General features: G+C 69.2%; 12 protein-coding genes and 2 pseudogenes. 8 read left to right on the top strand and 6 right to left on the bottom strand.

Annotation, left to right across the window (positions count from 1 at the left end; translation table 11 throughout):
* The first annotated feature begins 269 nt into the window (after positions 1 to 269).
* The 7 genes and pseudogenes from ACP4J3_RS40470 to ACP4J3_RS40500 all read left to right on the top strand — a co-directional run bounded on the left by ACP4J3_RS40470 (position 270) and on the right by ACP4J3_RS40500 (position 9,111).
* Positions 270 to 1,037: a helix-turn-helix transcriptional regulator gene (locus tag ACP4J3_RS40470; protein ID WP_426541459.1), complete on the top strand. Its 768-nt coding sequence runs from the start codon at positions 270 to 272 to the stop codon at positions 1,035 to 1,037.
* Positions 1,034 to 2,197, top strand: a complete 1,164-nt coding sequence (locus tag ACP4J3_RS40475) for a DSD1 family PLP-dependent enzyme (protein ID WP_426541461.1) — start codon at positions 1,034 to 1,036, stop codon at positions 2,195 to 2,197. The genes ACP4J3_RS40470 and ACP4J3_RS40475 overlap by 4 nt, the downstream gene beginning before the upstream one ends.
* Before the next feature lie 5 nt (positions 2,198 to 2,202).
* Positions 2,203 to 3,153, top strand: coding sequence for an ornithine cyclodeaminase family protein (locus ACP4J3_RS40480; protein WP_426541463.1), 951 nt, complete (start codon positions 2,203 to 2,205; stop codon positions 3,151 to 3,153).
* A complete protein-coding gene (locus ACP4J3_RS40485; protein ID WP_426541465.1) occupies positions 3,150 to 4,304 on the top strand; it encodes a threonine synthase in 1,155 nt (384 codons plus the stop codon). The genes ACP4J3_RS40480 and ACP4J3_RS40485 overlap by 4 nt, the downstream gene beginning before the upstream one ends.
* A gap of 18 nt (positions 4,305 to 4,322) precedes the next feature.
* On the top strand, positions 4,323 to 4,796 hold the full coding sequence (locus ACP4J3_RS40490) for an asparaginase domain-containing protein (RefSeq protein WP_426541467.1): 474 nt from the start codon (positions 4,323 to 4,325) through the stop codon (positions 4,794 to 4,796).
* A 179-nt stretch (positions 4,797 to 4,975) separates the two neighbouring features.
* Positions 4,976 to 8,845, top strand: a pseudogene (locus tag ACP4J3_RS40495) (toxin glutamine deamidase domain-containing protein); the annotation flags it as partial.
* On the top strand, positions 8,845 to 9,111 hold the full coding sequence (locus ACP4J3_RS40500) for a hypothetical protein (RefSeq protein ID WP_426541469.1): 267 nt from the start codon (positions 8,845 to 8,847) through the stop codon (positions 9,109 to 9,111). The pseudogene ACP4J3_RS40495 and the gene ACP4J3_RS40500, both read left to right, overlap by 1 nt.
* A 284-nt stretch (positions 9,112 to 9,395) precedes the next feature.
* On the opposite strand, the gene ACP4J3_RS40505 is transcribed toward ACP4J3_RS40500, so the two are convergent.
* The 4 genes and pseudogenes from ACP4J3_RS40505 to ACP4J3_RS40520 all read right to left on the bottom strand — a co-directional run bounded on the left by ACP4J3_RS40505 (position 9,396) and on the right by ACP4J3_RS40520 (position 11,423).
* Positions 9,396 to 10,226: a class I SAM-dependent methyltransferase gene (locus ACP4J3_RS40505; protein ID WP_426541471.1), complete on the bottom strand. Its 831-nt coding sequence runs from the start codon at positions 10,224 to 10,226 to the stop codon at positions 9,396 to 9,398.
* A 40-nt stretch (positions 10,227 to 10,266) separates the two neighbouring features.
* Positions 10,267 to 10,743, bottom strand: a pseudogene (locus ACP4J3_RS40510) (maleylpyruvate isomerase family mycothiol-dependent enzyme); the annotation flags it as partial.
* Positions 10,744 to 10,764: 21 nt separating this feature from the next.
* Positions 10,765 to 10,899, bottom strand: a complete 135-nt coding sequence (locus ACP4J3_RS40515) for a hypothetical protein (protein WP_426541473.1) — start codon at positions 10,897 to 10,899, stop codon at positions 10,765 to 10,767.
* Positions 10,900 to 10,913: 14 nt separating this feature from the next.
* The gene (locus tag ACP4J3_RS40520; RefSeq protein WP_426541475.1) at positions 10,914 to 11,423 is read right to left on the bottom strand and encodes an N-acetyltransferase family protein; all 510 of its coding nucleotides are present in this window, start codon (positions 11,421 to 11,423) and stop codon (positions 10,914 to 10,916) included.
* Between the two features lie 265 nt (positions 11,424 to 11,688).
* Here ACP4J3_RS40520 and ACP4J3_RS40525 point away from each other — a divergent pair, with 265 nt between their 5' ends.
* Positions 11,689 to 11,931 carry a hypothetical protein gene (locus tag ACP4J3_RS40525; RefSeq protein WP_426541477.1) on the top strand — a complete coding sequence of 81 codons (243 nt, stop codon included), beginning with the start codon at positions 11,689 to 11,691 and terminating at the stop codon, positions 11,929 to 11,931.
* A 31-nt stretch (positions 11,932 to 11,962) separates the two neighbouring features.
* On the opposite strand, the gene ACP4J3_RS40530 is transcribed toward ACP4J3_RS40525, so the two are convergent.
* Both ACP4J3_RS40530 and ACP4J3_RS40535 read right to left on the bottom strand, forming a co-directional pair.
* On the bottom strand, positions 11,963 to 12,196 hold the full coding sequence (locus ACP4J3_RS40530; RefSeq protein WP_426541479.1) for a hypothetical protein: 234 nt from the start codon (positions 12,194 to 12,196) through the stop codon (positions 11,963 to 11,965).
* 49 nt (positions 12,197 to 12,245) lie between these two features.
* Positions 12,246 to 13,400: an anion permease gene (locus ACP4J3_RS40535; protein ID WP_426541480.1), complete on the bottom strand. Its 1,155-nt coding sequence runs from the start codon at positions 13,398 to 13,400 to the stop codon at positions 12,246 to 12,248.
* Between the last annotated feature and the right edge of the window lie 75 nt (positions 13,401 to 13,475).

The raw sequence follows: 13,475 nt of genomic DNA on the forward strand, positions 1-13,475 counted from the left end.
GCTGGGCGACTTCGCCGCCGTGGGAGCTGCGCGCCCTCGTGCGCTTCGCGGACGCCGCCGGTCGGCTGCACCGATACGGAATCGACAGACCGATTGGAGTAGTGGTCATCCGACCAGCAGTGGCTGCACGACGCTGCTTGATCGGAAACCTGCGCGGCGCCCTACGGGAGGGCTTCAGGTCATGGACCACCACTCCGGACTTTTAGTCCAGGGTCTGGACGTTTACTATAGTCGGCGTCCTGGGCTGGATGAGACTGAGGGATGGTGTGATGGCCGACGACAGCGCGGATGCGATCCTGGCGGCGTTGCTGCCCGTCATCGATGGGCTGGCGGCGACGTTCGGGCCGACGTGTGAGGTCGTGCTGCACGACTACCGGCGGGGTGAGCAGTCGGTCGTGGCGGTCTCCGGCGCGGTGACCGGCCGCAAGGTCGGCGGCGCGCTGAGTGAGATCGGCCTGGCCGTGCTGGCCCAAGGGGACGCGGCGGCTAACGACATCAACTACGTGACGCGCACCGGGGACGGGCGCATCATCAAGTCCTCGACCATGCCGTTGCGCGATGGTTCGGGCCACGTGTTCGGGGCGCTGTGCGTCAATGTCGACGTCACGGCTCTGCGGCAGGCCGGCGACCTGCTGACGGCACTGGCGGGGACGCCGCCCGTGCAGGTGACGGCCACCACGTTCAGTAACGACTTCGACGACGTGGTCGACGCGCTCGTCCGGGCCGAGGAGGTGTCCCGTGGCAAGCCGGTGAGCAGTCTGACCCGAGTGGAGCGGCTGGCCCTGCTCCAAGTCCTGGATCGGCGCGGTGTCTTCTCGGTTCGCAACGCGGTGCCGCGGGTCGCCGAACGGCTCGGCGTGTCGCGCTCGGCGGTCTACGCGGATCTCAACGAGTGCCGCAAGACGCCGCCGGCCGACCCGCCACACCGCAGCGACGGCGAGGCCCCGGCGGCACGGCAGGACCGAACGCCGCGGACCGAGGAGAGTCCCGGCGCCGTGCGGCGGCCGGCCCCGACCAGCAGTGAGGAAAGCCGATGACCCACCTCGAACAGGCGCTGACGGGCCGGAGAACCCTCGACGATCCGGACACCCCGTTCCTGGCTCTGGACACGGCCACGGTGAGAGCGAACATCAGCCGGCTGCGCGAGCACCTCGACGGGCTCGGTGTCACGCTGCGGGCCCACGTCAAGACGGCCAAGTCCCTCGACGTGGCCTCGCTGCTGTACGACGGGCAGCCGGGACCGATCACGGTGTCGACGCTGGCGGAGGCCGAGGCGTTCGCCGACGCCGGCTACCGGGACATCCTGTATGCGGTGGGCATCACGCCGCACAAGCTTGACCGGGTGATCGCGCTGCGGGAGCGCGGCGTGGACCTGACGGTGCTGCTCGACAGCGTGGAGCAGGCCGCCGCACTCGCTGCCGATCGCGTGGGGATGTCCGGTATTCCGGCGCTGATCGAGGTCGACTGCGACGGTCACCGCGGTGGGGTGCGACCTGACGACCCCGTACTGCCAGCCATCGCGCGGACCCTGCGCGACGGCGGCGCGGTCCTGCGGGGTGTACTCGTCCATGCCGGCGAGTCGTACTACGCCGACGGCGAGGAGGAACTGCGCGCCGCCGCCGAGAACGAGCGCCGGTGTGCCGTGCAGGCCGCCGAGGTGTTGAGGGCGGCCGGTCATGAGGCGCCGGTAGTGAGCGTGGGTTCGACGCCGACCGCGCACTTCGCGACCGACCTCACCGGCGTCACCGAGGTCCGGGCCGGCAACTTCGTCTTCTTCGACCTCGTGATGGCCGGGATCGGCGTGTGCTCCACGGCCGACCTGGCGATGACGGTGGTCACGACGGTGATCGGTCACCGTCCGGACAAGGGGTGGATCCTCACCGACGCGGGCTGGATGGCGACATCACGGGACCGCGGCACCTCGCGCCAGCGAGTGGATCAGGGATACGGCCTCGTCGCCGACCTGGACGGCACTCTCTTCGACGGCCTGCTGATGACCGACGCGAGCCAGGAGCACGGCATGCTCTCCATGCGCCCGGACAGCACCGCCGCCCTGCCCGATCTGCCGGTCGGTACGCGCGTGCGGATCCTGCCCATCCACGCCTGTGCGACCGCCGCACAGCACGACCACTACCACGTGACCGAAACCGGCTCCCGCACCGTCGAGGCCGTGTGGCCGCGCATCCGAGGATGGTAACCACCATGCATTTCCTGCCCGAGGAGCGGTCCGCCGCCCTCATCACCGAAGAGCTGGCCTTCACGGCGGTGCGGGACGCGTTGATCGCTGCCGCCGGCTCGCATGCCGAGGTCTTCCCCGCCGTCCTCGGCCACGGATCACAGGACGAGAACCGGTTCACCGTGAAGTCCGCCGCAGCGGCGCGGCTTGCCGGAGTGAAGATCGGCAGCTACTGGCCGGGCAACGCCGACAAGGGCATTCCCCGGCACAACTCCCTGGTCCTGCTCTTCGACCAGGAGCACGGCCGCATCGGTGCGGTCGTCGAGGCCGGCGTGGTCAACGCCTACCGCACCGCCGCGGCCGACGCGGTCGCCGCGAGCGTCCTGGCACGCACCGACGCCACCACCCTGACCATCTTTGGCACGGGCCACCAGGCCCTGTACGAATGCGCGGCGGTCGCCCGCGTGAGTCCCATCAGCACCATCCATGTCGTCGCCCGCACCCCCGAGCGCGGCGAGCATTTCCTGGCCCAGCTGGCCGAGCGAGGGCTCGCCGGCCGGCTCACCCCTGCCGAACAGGCGTGCCGCGCCGCCGACATCATCGTCACCGCCACCACCGCCACCGCGCCTCTCTTCGACGGTGCGTGGGTGCGCCCCGGCACCCACATCGCCAGCATGGGCTCCGACGCACACGGCAAACAGGAACTGCCTCCGCAACTGCTGAACGAGGCACGCCTGTTCTGCGACCTTCCCTCCCAGGCGGTCCGCATCGGGGAGCTGCAGCACGTCGCCGACCTCATCGACGACGGCACCCTCGCAGTCACCGCCGTGGGCGACGTCCTGACCGGGCAGGCCAAGGGGCGCCACAGCGAGCAGGACATCACCGTGTTCGACAGCTCCGGCATAGCCCTGCAGGACCTCTTCGTCGCCGACGCCCTCCTGCACGCCGCCACACCCGCCGCCGGAGCCACCACATGACCCACACAGCCAGCTCGACGCCGACCACCATGGCGCTGCAGTGTGCCGCGTGCAGCCACACCCATCCGCTGGGCGACCTGGCCTGGCGGTGCGCGAACTGCCACGGCGTCCTCGACCTCGTCGGGTTCACACCGATCATGCCCACGACCGCCGACCTCGCCACGCGTCGCCCCAGCCTGTGGCGATACGCCGAAGCCCTCCCGATCGGCGAACCGCACGACATCACCATGGGCGAGGGCATGACCCCCCTGGTCACCGCGCCCGGCCTGCCCGGCGTCCAACTCAAGGTCGACCACCTCATGCCGACCGGATCCTTCAAGGACCGCGGCGCGGTGATGCTGGCTGCCCTCGCCGCCCGCCTCGCCGTGTCCCGGCTCATGGCCGACAGCAGCGGCAACGCGGGAACCGCCGTCGCCGCCTACGCCGCCCGCGCCGGCATCGCCTGCGACGTCTACGTACCGGAGAGCACCTCAGCAGGCAAGGTCGCGCAACTGCGCGCCTACGGCGCCACCGTGCACCAGATCCCCGGCACCCGCGAAGACACCGCCCAGGCGGCAGCCCGAGCCGCCGACGAGCCGGGCGTCTTCTACGCCAGCCACGTCTACCACCCTCTTTTCCTGCACGGCACCAAGACTTACGTGCTGGAGCTGTGGGAACAGCTCGGCGGCCGACTGCCCGACACCCTCGTCCTGCCCGTCGGTAACGGCACCCTCGTGCTCGGCGCCTACCTCGGCTGCGCCGAACTCCTGAACCAAGGACTGATCGACCGGCTGCCGCGGATCGTCGCGGTCCAAGCCGCCGGCTGCGCACCGCTGGCCACCGCCTTCGCCGACGGCCAGCCGGAACCGAGCGACGTCCCCGCGTACGGCACCGTGGCCGAGGGCATCGCCATCGCGCGCCCCGCCCGCGGCTCCCAGATCCTCACCGCCGTCCGGGCCACCGGCGGCACCATCGTCACCGTCACCGACGACGATGTGCGCGCCGCCCACGCCTCCCTGGCCCGTTCGGGCCTCTACGTCGAACCGACCTCTGCCGTGTGCTGGGCCGCCGTACAAGCCGGGCTGATCCCCACCACGCCCCGGCACGACGGCCTTCCCACCGCTGTGGCACCCCTGTGCGGCAGCGGACTCAAGTCCAAGCCTCCGGCCTGAGCACCGACGGGTAACCCCATGCATATCCATGTCATCACCACCGGCGGCTCCATCGACGTCGAGTACTCCCTCCAGGGCACCCTCGTCATCGGTCAGCCGATGGCAGTGCCCATCCTCGAACAGGCCCGCACGCTCCACAAGTTCACCGTCGAGAGCGTGTGCCGTAAGGACAGCGCCGCGTTCGACGACGCCAACCGAGACCTGATCCGCCACCACGCCCGGACCGCCGACGCCGAACACATCCTCATCACCCACGGCACCGACACCATGACGACCACGGCCGAACACCTGCGTGAGGTGACCGGCAAGGTCATCGTCATGACCGGGGCGATGCAACCAGCACGGATGACCGACAGCGATGCCCCCTTCTACCTCGGACTCGCCGTCGCCGCCCTGCAGACCCTGCCCCACGGGGTCCACATCGCCATGAGCGGCCGAATCTTCCCTGCCGGGCAGGCAAAGAAGGACCGCGCGCGAGGAATATTCATCTGATCTCGGCCGCTCGGCGCTACCACGCGTGCCCGACAGCTCTCACTAGTCCTGGCCGTACGCTCTGATCCGGACCCTGATCTCCATCAACGCGGGAAACCCCCACCCTCCCGAGTGACGGAACTGACAGGTGCCGTGAGAATCGAGCCCCCAGCGACGCGCGAAATGCGAACCTACATCAGCTGACATCGGTCGTCGACGGCGCAGGGCAGGGCCTGACGCTGACGTACGCGTCTGGCAAGCTGTCGTCCGTCAAGGACGCGGCCGGCCGCACGACCAGCTTCACCCTGAACGCAGACGGCCTGGTCACCAAGGTGAGCCTTCCGGACGCCACTTCGGTCTCCTACGCCTACGACGCCGGCAAGCGGCTGTCCTCGTACACCGACCCGGCGGGCGGCAGGGTCAGCAACACTTACGACTCGTCCGGCAGGGTCACCTCCCAGACGGACCAGAACGGTAAGAAGACGACGTTCACGTGGGATGGCAGCCGCGAGTCGCACATGACAGCCCCGGACGGCGGGGTGTGGACCGACGTCTACTCCGGCAACGTGCTGCTGGAGAGCATCGACCCGTACGGCAAGCGCGTCTCCTACAGCTACGACCGCTCTCTGCGCCCCGTCGAGATCACCGACCAGCGCGGCAGCACCACGTCGATGACGTACGACAGTGCCGGTCGGATGCTCACGCGCAGCGCGCCGTCGTCGCTGGGCTAATCGGAGAGCTGGACCTACGACAGCGCGGGCAACATCCTCAGCCACACGGACGGCCGCGGCAACAAGACGTCGTACACGTACACGGCACTCGGCGCCCTGGCGACCGTGACCACACCGCGCGGCAAGACCACGACGTACGGCTACGACACAGCGGGCAACCGGACTTCAGTCACCACCCCGCTCGGTGAGAAGACGACGTTCACCTACGACGGCGCAGGCCGCATCACCGCCAAGACCGACCCCCGCGGCAACGTCACCGGTGCCGACCCGCTGGGCCGCACCACCACCTACGGCTACAACGGCGCCGAGCAGCTGACGTCCGTGAAGAACCCGGCGGGCAACACCACCACCTTCGCGTACGACGACGCCGGCAACCTCACCAAGACCACCGATCCGGCGGGCAAGTCCGTCACCCGCACCTACGACGCGCTCGGCAACCTCACGTCGGAGACCGATCCGCTGGGCAACAAAGCGACCTACACACACGACAAGGTCGGCCGTCTGCTGAGCTCGGTTTCCGCGCGCGGCAACGTCACCGGAGTCGACCCGGCCGCTTACACGACGAGCTACGCCTACGACGCCGCGGGCAACCGCACCAAGGTCACCGGCCCCACCGGCGCGGCCGTCACCACCGAGTACGACGCCGTGAACCGACCGGTCAAGGTCTCCGACCCGCTCGGCAACGCGACCAGCTACACCTACGACGCCGTCGACAACGCCACCAAGGTCACCGACGCCCTCAGCAAGAGCATCACGTCCGTCTACGACAAGAACAACAGACTGACCAGCACCACCAACCAATTCGGCAAGACCACCACCTACACCTACGACGCCGACGGCAACCTGCTCAGCCGCACGTCTCCCCTGGGCAACAAGGAGAGCTGGACCTACGACGGCGACGGCCGCAAAGCCACCGCAGTCGACCCGCGCGGCAACGCCACCGGCGCCGACCCCGCCCAGTACACCACCACGTACGCCTACGACGCGGCCGGCAACCTCACCTCCGTCACCGACCCGCTCGGCGGCGTGACCACCACCGCCTACGATGCGGCCGGCAACGTCACCAAGCGCACCGACGCCGACAAGCGCGTCACCACCTACGGCTACGACCAGCTGGACCAACTCACCACGGTGACAGCCGCCGACGATGGAAAGACGACCTACGACTACGACTCGGCCGGGAACGTCGCCAAGCGCACCGACGCCAACAGCCACATCACGTCGTACGCCTACGACGCGGCCCGCCGCCTGACCACGATCACCGACCCGCTCAACCGCGTGACCTCATACGCGTACGACGCCGAGGGCAAGCTGACCAAGAAGACCACCCCGCGCGGCTCGACCAGCTACACCTTCGACCCGCGCGGCCTGCTCACCAAGGTCGACTACTCGGACACCACGCCCGACGCAACCTTCGCCTACGACGCCGCCGGGCAGATGCTCACCCGCAAGTACTCCGACGGCAACACCATCAGTTACGCCTACGACAACGACGGCCGCACCTCGTCCATGACCGCTGACGGGGTCACCACCAACTACACCTGGGATGCTGCAGGCAACCTGACCCGGTCCGCACTGCCCAACACTGAAACCGAAGACCGCGCCTACGATCGAGCCGGACGGCTGACAGCGGTCACCTCGTCCAAGTCGGGCGCCACCGTCACCAAGACGGCGCTCACCCTGTCCGCCGCCGGGCTGCCCACCCACGTCGACGTCACCCGCGCCAGTGTCGGCACCGGCGGCTATGACCTGACGTACGACGCGGCGGGCCGTCTCACCTCCGGCTGCTTCCCGCAGCCCTGGGTCACCGGCTGTGCATCCAGCCGTACCACCTCCTACACCTACGACAAGGTCGGCAACCGCCTGACCTCGACACTGGGCACGACATCCACCAGCTACACCTACGACGCCGCCGACCAGCTCACCTCGACCACCACCGGCACCACGACCACCGCCTACGACGACAGCGAGGGCAACCAGACCAAGGCAGGCGCCGACACATACACCTACGACCTGGCCGGACAGATCTCCGCCGCTACCGTCGCAGGCGCCAACTACACCTACGACCACGACGCCAGCGGAAACCAGGTCACCACCAGCAAGGACGGCACGGTCACCAACCGCACCCAGTGGGACCCCAACGCCCCCCTGCCGATCCTGGCCACCGAATACGACGGCGCCTGGGCGATCAAGCAGTCCTACCGCTACGACCCGCTGGACCAGCCCACCGCGACGAAAACTGGTTCGGGCGCGCTCTTCTACTACCACCACGACACCCAGGGCTCTCCCGTCGACGTCACCAACGGCACCGGCACGCTGTACCAGCGCTGGGCCTACGACCCGTTCGGCACCCGTGTGCTGAACACGACCACCACCGGCAACCTCGACCTGCACGCCCGCCAGTACAACACCGCTACCGGCCGCTTCAACCGCCCCGACCCCGCCACACGGAGCCTCACCACCCCATACGTCTCGGCGTACGCCTACGCCGACAACCAGCCCACCCACCTCACGGACCCCAGCGGTCTGGCGCCCGGCAACCCCGACGACGAGCACGTCGAGAGCTTCGGCCAAGTACTCGGCATTTTCGGTGATGCTTTCGTCGACGTCTTCAAGTCGCCTTTCGTGTTCCTCGGAGACGTGCACGATGCGTTCACGGGAGAGAACGGCGGCGCCGGAGCCTTCGTCGACAAGTACCTTCCCGTCCGCCCGGCCTACCGGCTCTACCGTGCCGAGTACATGCTGCGGCAGCAGGGGTGCGACGCGCTGGCGGACCTGTACGCCGATGCCGCCGAGGAACTGACCAAGCAGATTGTCCTCGTGGGGGTTGGCGGCCTCACAGGGTGGCGGCGAGCCGCCGTTTTCCCTGAGAGCACCACGATCAAGGTCGGGAACCTGCGATTCGGTCCAGGTGGCGGGGGAGTGACACTCGGGTATGGAGGCATCCCCTACAAGACGCCCATCACCGCTCAGCTCAAGGCACTGGTGAACCCACAAGGCGGCGGGACGAACTGCCGTGCCTGCGCTGTGGCAGTTGACCGCCTGCTCGCTGATGCGTCTCCGTCTTCGGCTCCCGGAGCACTCAAGGAAGGCCCTACGGCGCCTATCGAGGCGTTGTACGGCGGAAGGAGTTTCAAGAAGTCGACGCTCTCCCGCATCGTGCACGAGATCAAGTCTTCAGGAGATGGCGCCAGAGGTATCGTCATGGGCCAGAAAGGCAGGCAGGCGCATGTCTTCAACGTCGTCAACGTCAAGAGGGATGTCGTGTTCCTGGACGGCCAGACGGGGCACGCTGATCTCTCGACGTGGCGAAACTTCTCCCTCCTGAGGACGGACTGATGCTGGACATGGAACAGGCGACCAGGCTCGCCCAGGAGTTTCTCGACAGAGAAGTGAGCCATGAAGGCATGACCTTCGCGCTGGTCGAGGGAGAGCGTGCCCAGGTTGAAGGCAAGTTCTACTTCGACTGCCAGTCGGTCGCCTACCTTCGCAGCGGAGACTTCCGGGACATGGCAGTCGGCACGGGATATGTGTGTGTCGACGCAGAGACCGGGAAGTGCCACATGCTGGGAGCGGTGGAGTCCGCCCAGCTCGACCTGTTCTGACACCGGCCCATGGCCCGCGACGATCGCAGTCCGCACACAGCCGCAAGACACCCGCTCAAGACCCCCGCACCCCATCGCCACCAATCGCAAAAAGACCAGGTCAGCGACCCGTAGGAGACATCACCGCAGGTCACCGACCCGGCCCGTTACCAGGAGACCAAGAAGGCCTGACCCCGGCCTCGTTTTTCCGCGTGACCGGCGAGCGGTGCACCATCGCCGGTCGACGGAGCCCTCGAAAGGGCCCGGTCGCTCTCCGGTCGGGCCCTTTTCCCGCGTCGAGGCGCTCAGTGACGGTGACGGCAGAGCAGGATGCCGGCCCTGCACTTGACCTCGAACGCCCCGTGCCGCGCGATGTGTTCGTCGAGGATGGCGCGCGCCCGCTCGATGGTCGCGGCGAAGGGCACGTCGTGCTGGTCGGCCCAGGCCCGGTAGGAGGCCAGGTGCGTGATGACCGGATCGGGATCGTGGACCGTGACGGTGCCGGACAGCTCGATCCGCTCCACGCGGCCGAAGCCCTGCCCCAGAAGGGAGGGCGCCTTCTCCAGAGTGAAACGAGCACTGAGCGAGATACGGTCCGGCCCGCGACCGGTGCCGAGAACATCATCCGCGGCCCGCCGCCACAGCTCGAAGAGCTCCGCCTTGTCCCGGCCGCTGTTGGTCGAGACGACCAACAGCCCGTCACGGCGCACCACCCGTGACAGCTCCCCGACCGCCTGCGGAATGTCGGGGACGTGGTAGAGCATGTGCATCGCCAGGGCGGCGTCCACACTCCCCGAAGCCAGTGGCAGCCGGCCGGCGTCCGCCACGGCCACCGGCCCGGGGACGCCGGCGAGGATGCCGGGCGCGATGTCCAGGCCGAGCAGGTCCAGGTCGGGCCGGTCCTGGCGCAGCCGCTGGATGAACTTCCCGTTGCCGCAACCGACATCGACCACACGCCCTCGCCCACGCACCCCGCGCAACCGCTCCACGACCATGCCCGGCAGGTCGTGACGGGGCGTCTGCCACTGGTAGAGCGACTGGCGCGCGGCCAGGTCCCGGTCACTGCTGTAGGCCCGCCCGGCAAGGCGGTTCCGGTCGGTGATGGCGGCGTCGTCCGAGGCAGGGAATTCGGTCACGTCGGCAGCTCCGGGAGGTCAGTGGGGGGACGTGAGGCCGTCACGCACGGTCCGGTCGCTGCGGCGGGTGGGGAGGCCAGGGCCCGAGGGTGGGCAGCCCCTGTGCCGCCACTGGCGGCGTCGTGGGTGTACGCCCGGCCGGCCAAGCCGCCAGGTCGCGTACCCGTCCGGTGATCTCCGGGCCCGGGCCGTCGCCGACGGACCACTGTCGGGGCATGTCCTCGGCGCGTACGCGCGTGCCCGCCGGGAGTCGGCAGAGGAGGAAGTCGACGGTGTGAGCGGCGAGTTCCTCGGGCCAGTCGTCCGGACGCACGCCGAGGTCCAGGTCGACCATGTGGATCCATACCTCGCGCCAGCGCGCAAGGACCGTCGCGGCGAGGTCCGCGTTGCGGAAGGTGACCGGCCGGGTCCAGTCCGCCTCGTCGGCGACTCGTGCCCACACCGCCTCCAAGTGGGCCACTGCTCCGGCGAGTTCGGCGCGGTGCTCGGCGGCGCAGCGCGTGCTCCGCGAGACGGGCGAACATCCTCGCGTTGTCGGTCAGATGCGCGAGTACGTGGCCGCGCGACCAACCGGAAGGGCGGAGTCCCCGGCGACCTGCTGGTCGTCCAGTCCGGCGGCGACTCTCTCCAACGTCCGGTGGGCTTCGATCACTGCCGCGACGGGAGGCTGCATACGTCACCACCGCCCTACGGGGCGACGGTCGGGACGGCAGCACTCGGGACCTTGGCGGCGAGTTCTCTCAGGGGCTCACCGCTCAGCCGGCACACCGTCCACTCGTCCAGGAGCTCCACCCCGAGCGACTTGTAGAAGTCGATCGTCGGCTCGTTCCAGGCCAGCACCCACCACTCGAAGCGCTCGTAGCCGTTGCGCAGGCAGGTCGCGGCGAGTGAGGCGAGCAGGGCCTTGCCGTGGCCCCCGCCTCGGGCGTGCGGTCGTACGTAGAGGTCCTCCAGGTGCATGCCTCGTGTGCCGGTCCAGGTCGAGAAACTCGGGAACCACAAGGCGCAGCCCACGACGTCGCCCGAGTCGTCGTCCTCGGCGATGAGTGCGAAGGCGGCGGGGTGCTCGCCGAACAGCGCCGCGCGGAGTTGCTCCTCGGTGGCCCGGGCCTGCTCGACGGCCCGTTCGTATTCGGCGAGTTCGCGGATCATCGCGCGGATCTCGGCGACGTCGTTCACAGTGGCAGCCCGGATCATACAGAGGATCATGGGTCACCGCGCCGAACCGTGTCCATCCTGTTCAGGATGCTGGGCCTGGCCCCCGGCCGCCCGTACCGCCGCCCCCGGCCAAGCGCTCTCCGGCCGGCCGGGTGGACGACGTCCTGGCCGTCGCGGCGGACGTACGGCGGCTGAAGGAGACCGGGGACGCGGTGGTGTTCATACCGGCGGCCGGCGCGACACCGCCCCGGTCTCCCCCGGCGACTTCACCGGTCTGCGGGACGTCGCACTGGCGAAGAACCCGGTGGCGTCGGGAACGTTGAAGGGCGAGGAGGCGGATCCGGCCCGGATACGGTCGGCGATGCTCGCACAGCGGCGGACACTGCTGGTCACCGATGCGCCGGAGGTGGCGCGGGCCGTGAAAGGGAAGCGGGACAAGGCCAAGACCGCCGTGCTGGAGGAGCACTTCAGGGCCGCGTCGGACTTACAGGTCCGGGTGCGGCGGGTGACGGTGTACGAGCAGGTCGGGCCGGCGGAGGAGACCTGAGCCGGAAGGCCTCCTCCGGTTCACGACCCGGTCAGTGGAACTGCGGCACGATCAGGTAGATCCCGTACGCCACCACCGCCGCGCAGGCCAGGAAGCACAGCCCGGCCTGGGCGACGCCGAGGGAGGACGTACCGCCGCCCTCCGCACGCGCCCCTTCGTAGCGGGCCAGGCCCAGCACACCGAGGGCGAAGACGGCGACCACGGCCACCGTCACGGCGAGGCTCACCGCGGTGACCTGGCCGAGTGCGGTCCAGTCGAGGCTCATGGATGGAACTCTCCTTGCTTTCAGAAATGGTTGCCGTAACGGCCCTTTCTCAGGCCGCCGTCCCGACCCGCTCCGGCTCCGCGCCGCGGATCGTGACCTCGTGGGCGTCGTTGACGTTGTGCGCGGACACCGGGTTGCGGCGGGAGACGAGGACGATGCCGCCGGCGACCGCGGCGCCGATCAGCGCGACCACGGCCGTACCGAGGTCGCCGCCGTGGGTGACCACGCTCGCGGAGACGCCGCCGACCAGCGCGGCGGCGGGCAGAGTGATCAGCCAGGCCACGACCATGCGACCGGCCACGCCCCAGCGGACCTCCGCGAGACGGCGGCCGAGTCCGGCGCCGAGGATGCTGCCGGAGGCGACCTGGGTGGTGGACAGGGCGAAGCCCAGGTGGGCCGAGGTGAGGATGACCGTCGTGGAGGCGGTCTCGGCGGCGAAGCCCTGCGGGGACTGGATCTCCGTCAGGCCCTTGCCCATGGTGCGGATGATGCGCCAGCCGCCGAGGTAGGTGCCGAGGCCGATGGCCAGGCCGGCGGAGGCGATCACCCACAGGGGCGGGCCGGCGTCGTGGCCGAGCGCGCCCGCCGAGATCAGGGTGAGGGTGATGACGCCCATCGTCTTCTGCGCGTCGTTGGTGCCGTGGGCCAGCGAGACCAGCGAGGCCGAGGCGACCTGACCGATCCGGAAGCCTTTGGTGACGGACTCCTTGCGGGCGCGAGAGGTGAGCCGGTACGCCAGGTACGTGGCCAGCAGCGCCGCGACTCCCGCGACCACCGGCGAGGCCACCGCCGGGATCAGCACCTTCTCGACAACCTTGTCGAAGTGCACGCCGTGCGCCCCCGCACCGACCCAGACGGCCCCGATCAGCCCGCCGAACAGCGCGTGCGACGAACTGGACGGCAGCCCCACCAGCCAGGTGAGCAGATTCCACAGGATCGCCCCCACGAGCCCCGCGAAGATCATGCCCGGAGTGACGAGTGTGTCGTCCACGATGCCGCCGGAGATCGTCTTGGCGACCTCGGTGGACAGGAAGGCGCCGACGACGTTCAGCACGCCGCTGATCAGCACCGCCGTCCTCGGTTTGAGCGCCCCCGTGGCGATGGAGGTGGCCATCGCGTTCGCCGTGTCGTGGAATCCGTTGGTGAAGTCGAAGGCGAGGGCCGTCACGATGACGACCGCCACCAGGAACGTGATGTGGTCCATTCCCCAATGCAAACAAGGACGGGCCAATGCGGGGCGAACTGATGGCAAAGCACGTCCCAGGACCTGGCACGCGGT

The sequence above is a fragment of the Streptomyces sp. UG1 genome, assembly GCF_049974585.1.
In the GTDB taxonomy this organism is placed as follows: domain Bacteria; phylum Actinomycetota; class Actinomycetes; order Streptomycetales; family Streptomycetaceae; genus Streptomyces.

Excerpts from the sequence above, each read along its gene's own strand:
- ACP4J3_RS40500 (WP_426541469.1), top strand. The coding sequence starts at position 8,845 with ATGCTGGACATGGAACAGGCGACCAGGCTCGCCCAGGAGTTTCTCGAC.
- ACP4J3_RS40515 (WP_426541473.1), bottom strand. The coding sequence starts at position 10,899 with ATGCAGCCTCCCGTCGCGGCAGTGATCGAAGCCCACCGGACGTTGGAG.
- ACP4J3_RS40520 (WP_426541475.1), bottom strand. The coding sequence starts at position 11,423 with ATGATCCGGGCTGCCACTGTGAACGACGTCGCCGAGATCCGCGCGATG.
- ACP4J3_RS40475 (WP_426541461.1), top strand. The coding sequence starts at position 1,034 with ATGACCCACCTCGAACAGGCGCTGACGGGCCGGAGAACCCTCGACGAT.
- ACP4J3_RS40480 (WP_426541463.1), top strand. The coding sequence starts at position 2,203 with ATGCATTTCCTGCCCGAGGAGCGGTCCGCCGCCCTCATCACCGAAGAG.
- ACP4J3_RS40535 (WP_426541480.1), bottom strand. The coding sequence starts at position 13,400 with ATGGACCACATCACGTTCCTGGTGGCGGTCGTCATCGTGACGGCCCTC.
- ACP4J3_RS40490 (WP_426541467.1), top strand. The coding sequence starts at position 4,323 with ATGCATATCCATGTCATCACCACCGGCGGCTCCATCGACGTCGAGTAC.
- ACP4J3_RS40485 (WP_426541465.1), top strand. The coding sequence starts at position 3,150 with ATGACCCACACAGCCAGCTCGACGCCGACCACCATGGCGCTGCAGTGT.
- ACP4J3_RS40470 (WP_426541459.1), top strand. The coding sequence starts at position 270 with ATGGCCGACGACAGCGCGGATGCGATCCTGGCGGCGTTGCTGCCCGTC.
- ACP4J3_RS40530 (WP_426541479.1), bottom strand. The coding sequence starts at position 12,196 with ATGAGCCTCGACTGGACCGCACTCGGCCAGGTCACCGCGGTGAGCCTC.